Below are 6,517 nucleotides of genomic sequence, written 5' to 3' on the forward strand. Positions count from 1 at the left end.
CGCCGGTCAGATCCGGTATCCCGAGCCGGGGACGGTGACGATCACCGCGGGCTCGCCGAGCTTGCGGCGGAGCGTCATGACCGTGACCCGGACGACGTTGGTGAACGGATCGGTGTTCTCGTCCCATGCCTTCTCCAGGAGCTGCTCGGCCGAGACGACCGTGCCCTCGCTGCGCATCAGGACCTCCAGGACCGCGAACTCCTTCGGGGCGAGCTGGACCTCCTTGCCGTCGCGGAAGACCTCGCGGCGGTTGGGGTCGAGCTTGATGCCGGCGCGCTCCAGGACGGGCGGCAGCGCGACGGTCGTACGGCGCCCCAGGGCGCGGACCCGGGCGGTCAGCTCGGTGAAGGCGAACGGCTTGGGAAGGTAGTCGTCGGCGCCGATCTCCAGGCCCTCCACGCGGTCGCTGACGTCGCCGGAGGCGGTGAGCATCAGCACGCGGGTGGGCACACCCAACTCGACGATCTTGCGGCAGACGTCGTCGCCGTGGACGAGCGGGAGGTCGCGGTCGAGGACGACGACGTCGTAGTCGTTTACCGCGATCCGTTCCACTGCGGCGGCGCCGTCGTAGACCACGTCGACGGCCATGGCCTCCCGGCGCAGTCCGGTGGCCACCGCATCGGCGAGCAGCTGCTCGTCCTCGACGACGAGAACACGCACGTCGCAAGTCCTTCCTCACGGCCCTCATGAGCAGGGCACAACAATGTTCCAGAGCCCTTCCATCCTGCCCCGAAGAGCCATAAACCGGCTGTAAGAGGGGGCCGGAGGGGGTGCGGAGCGGCCGGACGCGAGGATTCCCGGACCGGTTGAGGTTTCCCTGAGGGTGCCCGTGGGGAGGACGTCTGCACACCCGCGATCACGCCCTGTATCGGCGTTTTGCCGCCATCCCCACCCGCAGGGACCACGCCGTGATCGACCCACCCGTCGGCACACCCCCGTGCCACCGACCCACGACGAGGGGGCGCACCATGGACGCGTTCACCGCAGGCATTCTGCAGCGCATAGAGAAGACCGAAGCCGATCTGGACCGGGCCCGCGCTGCGGGCGACGACTTCCTCGCCGAGGTGGAGCAGGCGGAGCTCGAGGACCTGCAGCGCCTGGCGACCGAGCACGGGGTGCGCTACGGCGCCGTCAGCGCCTGATTCCCCGGCCCGGCACGACCGCGGCAGCGCCCCGGCACCAGTGGATGGTGCCGGGGCGCTGTTCTGTGCTCCTGCGGAGCGGGTCAGTCGTGCCAGGCGCCGAGGTCGTCCAGCAGCGGCTGGAGCTCGGCGAAGAGGGCCGGTGAGGCGGCGAGCGTCAGCTCGTGGGAGGCGGCCTTGCCGGGGCGGCCCCCGGTGAGCGCGCCGGCCTCGGTGGCGATCAGCACCCCGGCCGCCAGGTCCCAGGGGTTCAGCCCGCGCTCGTAGTAGGCGTCGAGCCGTCCGCAGGCCACGTCGCACAGGTCGATCGCGGCCGAGCCGCCGCGCCGGATGTCGCGGACCTGCGGGATCAGGGTGCGGGCGACCTCGGCCTGGGCGGCACGGCGCTCGGTGAGGTAGCCGAAGCCCGTACCGACGAGGGCCTGGGAGAGCGGCGGGGCGGGCCGGTGGCGGATCGGCTCGCCGTTGCGGAGGGCGCCGCGGCCCCGGACGGCCTGGTAGGTCTCCTGGCGCATCGGGGCGGCGACGACCCCGACGACCGCCTCGCCGTCCTGCTCCGCCGCGATCGACACGGCCCAAGAGGGCAGCCCGTAGAGGTAGTTGACGGTGCCGTCCACGGGGTCGATGACCCAGCGGACGCCGCTGGTGCCCTCGACGCCGGCGCCCTCCTCCCCCAGGAAGCCGTCATCGGGGCGGTGCTCCCCGATGAAGTCGGTGATCAGCTTCTCGGAGGCGAGGTCCATCTCCGTGACGACGTCGATGGGGCTGGACTTGGTGGCGGCCACGCCGAGGTCGGCGGGGCGGCTGTCGCGCAGCAGGGTGCCGGCGCGGCGGGCGGCTTCCAGGGCCAGTTCGAGGAGTTCGTCGTGGCGGGGGTCGGGGTGCTGCGGGTCGGGCACGATGCTCCTTGCTCGGACGAGCGGGGTCGGGGGCGTGCGGGGCCTGGGGCCTGTCCGACCCCGACCCTCCGGACAGACCCTAAGCGGGGGCCTGGGCGACCGGGCCCTCCCAGTCGGCGCCGGCGGCGGCCGGGCGGGGGGTGCGCGCCGGGCAGCAGCCGATGGGGCAGAGGTCGTGCCCGGCGCCGAGCGCGCCCAGGGCGCAGCGCTCCGGGGTGCGGCCCCGTTCGGTGGCCGCGCGCTCCAGGAGGAGGTCGCGGACGGCCGCGGCGAACCGCGGGTCGGCGCCGACGGTGGCCGAGCGGGCGACCGGCAGGCCCAGTTCGGCGGCCTTGGCGGTGGCCTCCGTGTCCAGGTCGTACTTGACCTCCATGTGGTCCGAGACGAAGCCGATGGGCGCCATGACGACGGCCGGGACGCCGGAGCCGTGCAGCTCCTCCAGGTGGTCGCAGATGTCGGGTTCCAGCCACGGGATGTGCGGGGCGCCGCTGCGGGACTGGTAGACGAGCCGCCAGGGGTGGGCGACGCCGGTCTCCTCCCGTACGGCGTCGGCGATCACCTGTGCGACGTCCAGGTGCTGCGCCACGTAGGCGCCGCCCTCACCGCCCTCGGTGTGGTCGGCGGGCGTACCGGAGGTGTCGGCGGCTGCGGTGGGGATGGAATGCGTGGTGAACGCGATGTGGGCGTCGGCCCGGGTGTCCTCGGGGAGTTCGGCCAGGGAGGCGAGCACCCCGTCGATCATCGGGCGGATGAAGCCGGGGTGGTTGAAGTAGTGCCGCAGCTTGTCGACCCGGGGTACCGGCAGGCCCTCGGCCTGGAGGGCGGCCAGCGCGTCCGCGAGGTTCTCGCGGTACTGCCGGCAGCCGGAGTACGAGGCGTAGGCGCTGGTGGCCAGGACGGCGATGCGGCGGTGGCCGTCGGTGACCATGGTGCGCAGGGTGTCGGTCAGGTAGGGCGCCCAGTTGCGGTTGCCCCAGTAGACGGGCAGGTCGAGGCCGTGTTCGGCGAAGTCCTTGCGCAGCGCGTCGAGGAGTTCCCGGTTCTGTGCGTTGATGGGGCTGACGCCGCCGAACAGGAAGTAGTGCCGGCCCACCTCCTTGAGCCGCTCGCGGGGGATGCCGCGGCCGCGGGTGACGTTCTCCAGGAAGGGCACGACGTCGTCGGGTCCTTCGGGGCCTCCGAAGGACAGCAGCAGCAGGGCGTCATAGGGGCGGTGATCGTGCTGTTCGGGCATGCCTCCGATCCTCCCACCCCGGCCTCGGATACGGGGGGCCAGGCCCCCGGGGCGGCCGGCGGGGACCCGGCGGAAATCGGGAGGCGCCGGGCACCCCTTCGCCCGTAACCTGTATGGGCCACAGACATTCCTTACCGAGTTTCGGTCCTGACCCGGCGGAGCACCCCCGTTGCCCAGTCCCTACCGCGCCATCTTCGGCCGTCCCGGCACCAAGTCCTTCTCCGCCGCCGGGCTGCTGGGCCGGATGACGCTGTCGATGACGGGTATCGGCGTCGTCACGATGGTGTCCCAGCTGACCGGCCGCTACGGCCTGGCGGGGGCGCTGTCCGCGACGATCGCGCTGTCGGCGGCCCTGATCGGCCCGCAGATCTCCCGGCTGGTCGACCGGCACGGCCAGCGGCGGGTGCTGCGTCCGGCCACCCTGGTGTCGCTCGCCGCGATCGCCGGGCTGCTGCTGAGCGCCCAGCAGCGCTGGGCGGACTGGACGCTGTTCTGCTTCGCGGCCTGCGCGGGCTGCGTGCCGAGCGTCGGGTCGATGGTCCGGGCACGGTGGGCGGAGCTGTACCGAGGCTCCCCGCGCGAGCTGCACACCGCGTATTCGTGGGAGTCGATCGTCGACGAGATGTGCTTCATCCTCGGCCCGATCCTTTCCATCGGCCTGTCGACGGCGTGGTTCCCAGAGGCGGGGCCGCTGCTGGCCGGGGGGTTCCTGGCCGCGGGGGTCTTCTGGCTGACCGCGCAGCGTGCGACGGAGCCGGTGCCGCACCCGCGGGAGCAGCATGCCAAGGGGTCGGCACTGCGCTCGCGGGGGCTGCGGGTGCTGGTGGGGACGTTCGTCGCGACCGGCGCGATCTTCGGGGCGATCGACGTGGTGACCGTCGCGTTCGCCCAGGAGCAGGGCCACAAGGCCGCGGCGAGCCTGGTCCTCGCGGTGTACGCCCTCGGGTCGTGCGTGGCCGGTGCGGTGTTCGGGCTGCTGCACCTCTCGGGGCACCCGTCGCGCCGGTGGCTGGTGGGGGTGGCGGCGATGGCGGTGAGCATGGCGCCGCTCCAGGCGGTGGCGTCGCTGACGGGGTCGCTGACGCTGCTGGGCGCCGCGCTGTTCCTGGCGGGGCTGTCGATCGCGCCGACGATGGTGACCACCATGGCGCTGGTCGAGGAGCATGTGCCGCGGGCGCAGCTGACCGAGGGCATGACGTGGACGAGCACCGGCCTGGCGGTGGGGGTCGCGCTCGGTTCGTCGGCGGCCGGCTGGGTGGTGGACGCCGCCGGAGCCGACCGGGCGTATCTGGTGCCGCTGACCGCGGGCGTACTCGCCGCACTGGTCGCGCTCGCCGGCTACCGCTGGCTCCGCCCCGGGCCCGCGCCGTCCCCGTCCACCCCGGCGGCCAGGGGCATCCCGTCCCCGGCGGGGATCCCGGCCGACGAGCGGCACGACCCGTCACGGGCGAACTGACCTCCGGGAAACCACCCCGGCGGCGTACGCGACACCGGCGCACCTCTCTGCACCGTCAAGAAAGCCGACGCTGCTCCCTCACGAGGACCGTCGCCCCCCTCTGCTCCATCACGAAAACCGACGCACCCCTCTGCTCCACCGGTGACATCGGCGCACCTCTCTGCTCCACGGCACGCGTGGCACTCCCGAGGACCGCTTCCGGGTGGTGCGCACTCGGCAGCCCGCCACGTCCCCGGGCAGGCGACTCCCCCAACGACCCGGCCGGCGTCGCCTGTTACCCGCAGTACGACATGTCCGGGAGCCGGGCGATTACGGCCGATTCCCTGGCCGTGTGATTCCCGTCACCCCGCCTGGATGTCGCGTCGGTGACTGACATCATGCGCTGACACCAACGGCGGTCGAACACGGCCGGCCCGCGCGGAGGGGAGGGGACGTCACCATGGCGGTCACCGATGTCATCGGCGGCTCGGGAGGACGCGGCTCGGCAGGACCCTGGCGCAACTGGGCGGGGAACGTCACCGCCCGCCCCGCCCGGATCGCGGCGCCGGCGAGCACGGAGGAGCTGGCGGCCGCCGTGCGCACCGCGGCGGCGGACGGGCTGACGGTCAAGGCGGTCGGCGCCGGGCACTCCTTCACCCCGGCCGCGGCCACCGACGGGCTGCTGATCCGCCCGGAGCGGCTCACCGGCGTACGCAGGATCGACCGCGAGGCCGGGACGGTGACCGTGGCTGCGGGCACCCCGCTCAAGGACCTCAACCGGGCACTGGCCGCGCACGGACTGTCGCTGACCAACATGGGCGACATCATGGAGCAGACCGTCTCCGGGGCCACCAGTACCGGCACCCACGGCACCGGCCGCGACTCCGCCTCGATCGCGGCCCAGATCACCGCGCTGGAACTGGTCACGGCCGACGGCTCGGTCCTCCGCTGCTCCGCCGAGGAGAACCCGGACGTCTTCGCCGCGGCGCGGCTGGGCCTGGGCGCACTGGGCGTCATCAGTGAACTGACTTTCGCCGTGGAGCCGGAGTTCCTGCTGACGGCCCGTGAGGAACCGATGCCGTTCGACGAGGTGACCGGCCGCTTCGACGAACTGGCCGCCGATAACGAGCACTTCGAGTTCTACTGGTTCCCGCACACCGGCAACTGCAACACCAAGCGCAACAACCGCAGCCAGGGCCCGGCCGCACCCCCCGGGAGGGTGAGCGCCTGGATCGGGGACGAGTTGCTGTCCAACGGCGTCTTCCAGGTCGCGTGCGCCGTCGGCCGGGCGGTACCGGCCGCGATACCGGGCATCGCCAAGATCTCCAGCCGCGCGCTGTCGGCCCGTACGTACACCGACATCCCGTACAAGGTGTTCACCTCGCCGCGGCGGGTGCGCTTCGTGGAGATGGAGTACGCACTGCCGAGGAAGGCCGCGGTCCAGGCGCTGGGGCAACTGAAGGCGATGGTGGAGCGGTCGGACCTCAGGGTGAGCTTCCCGGTGGAGGTGCGGACCGCGCCGGCCGACGACATCGCGCTGTCCACCGCCTCGGGCCGGGACACCGTGTACATCGCGGTGCACATGTACCGCGGCACGCCGTACCAGGCGTATTTCGCCGCCGCCGAGCGGATCATGACGGCGCACGACGGGCGCCCGCACTGGGGCAAGCTGCACACCCGCGACGCCGGGTACCTCGCCGAGGTCTATCCGCGGTTCGGTGAGTTCACCGCGCTCCGCGAGCGGCTGGACCCGGAGCGCCGCTTCGCCAACGGGTATCTGCGGCAGGTCCTGGGCGACTGAGCGGTG

6 protein-coding genes are annotated in these 6,517 nt (G+C 72.8%); 3 read left to right on the plus strand and 3 right to left on the minus strand.

The window, feature by feature from the left end; all coding sequences use genetic code 11:
- Positions 1-6: 6 nt before the first annotated feature.
- A complete protein-coding gene (locus IEZ17_RS04860) occupies positions 7-660 on the minus strand; it encodes a response regulator transcription factor (RefSeq protein ID WP_159507649.1) in 654 nt (217 codons plus the stop codon).
- Between the two features lie 308 nt (positions 661-968).
- On the opposite strand from IEZ17_RS04860, the gene IEZ17_RS04865 reads away from it, so the two are divergent.
- A complete protein-coding gene (locus tag IEZ17_RS04865; RefSeq protein ID WP_189296714.1) occupies positions 969-1,142 on the plus strand; it encodes a hypothetical protein in 174 nt (57 codons plus the stop codon).
- An 83-nt stretch (positions 1,143-1,225) separates the two neighbouring features.
- On the opposite strand, the gene IEZ17_RS04870 is transcribed toward IEZ17_RS04865, so the two are convergent.
- Positions 1,226-2,041: an inositol monophosphatase family protein gene (locus tag IEZ17_RS04870; RefSeq protein ID WP_189296716.1), complete on the minus strand. Its 816-nt coding sequence runs from the start codon at positions 2,039-2,041 to the stop codon at positions 1,226-1,228.
- Between the two features lie 79 nt (positions 2,042-2,120).
- Positions 2,121-3,275: a ferrochelatase gene (locus IEZ17_RS04875; protein ID WP_189296718.1), complete on the minus strand. Its 1,155-nt coding sequence runs from the start codon at positions 3,273-3,275 to the stop codon at positions 2,121-2,123.
- A 169-nt stretch (positions 3,276-3,444) separates the two neighbouring features.
- Between IEZ17_RS04875 and IEZ17_RS04880 the strand changes: the two genes are divergently transcribed.
- Together IEZ17_RS04880 and IEZ17_RS04885 are read left to right on the plus strand one after the other, a co-directional pair.
- A complete protein-coding gene (locus IEZ17_RS04880; RefSeq protein ID WP_189296720.1) occupies positions 3,445-4,731 on the plus strand; it encodes an MFS transporter in 1,287 nt (428 codons plus the stop codon).
- Positions 4,732-5,170: 439 nt separating this feature from the next.
- Entirely contained in the window at positions 5,171-6,511 is a 1,341-nt protein-coding gene (locus tag IEZ17_RS04885; protein ID WP_189296722.1) for a D-arabinono-1,4-lactone oxidase, read from the plus strand.
- The last annotated feature ends 6 nt before the right edge of the window (positions 6,512-6,517 follow it).

Origin of the sequence: Streptomyces albospinus (assembly GCF_014648695.1) — a bacterium.
Taxonomy (GTDB): Bacteria; Actinomycetota; Actinomycetes; order Streptomycetales; family Streptomycetaceae; genus Streptomyces; species Streptomyces albospinus.

What these genes read in the sequence shown, in the direction of transcription:
- IEZ17_RS04885 (WP_189296722.1), top strand. Translation starts at nt 5,171, where the DNA reads ATGGCGGTCACCGATGTCATCGGCGGCTCGGGAGGACGCGGCTCGGCA.
- IEZ17_RS04865 (WP_189296714.1), top strand. Translation starts at nt 969, where the DNA reads ATGGACGCGTTCACCGCAGGCATTCTGCAGCGCATAGAGAAGACCGAA.
- IEZ17_RS04875 (WP_189296718.1), bottom strand. Translation starts at nt 3,275, where the DNA reads ATGCCCGAACAGCACGATCACCGCCCCTATGACGCCCTGCTGCTGCTG.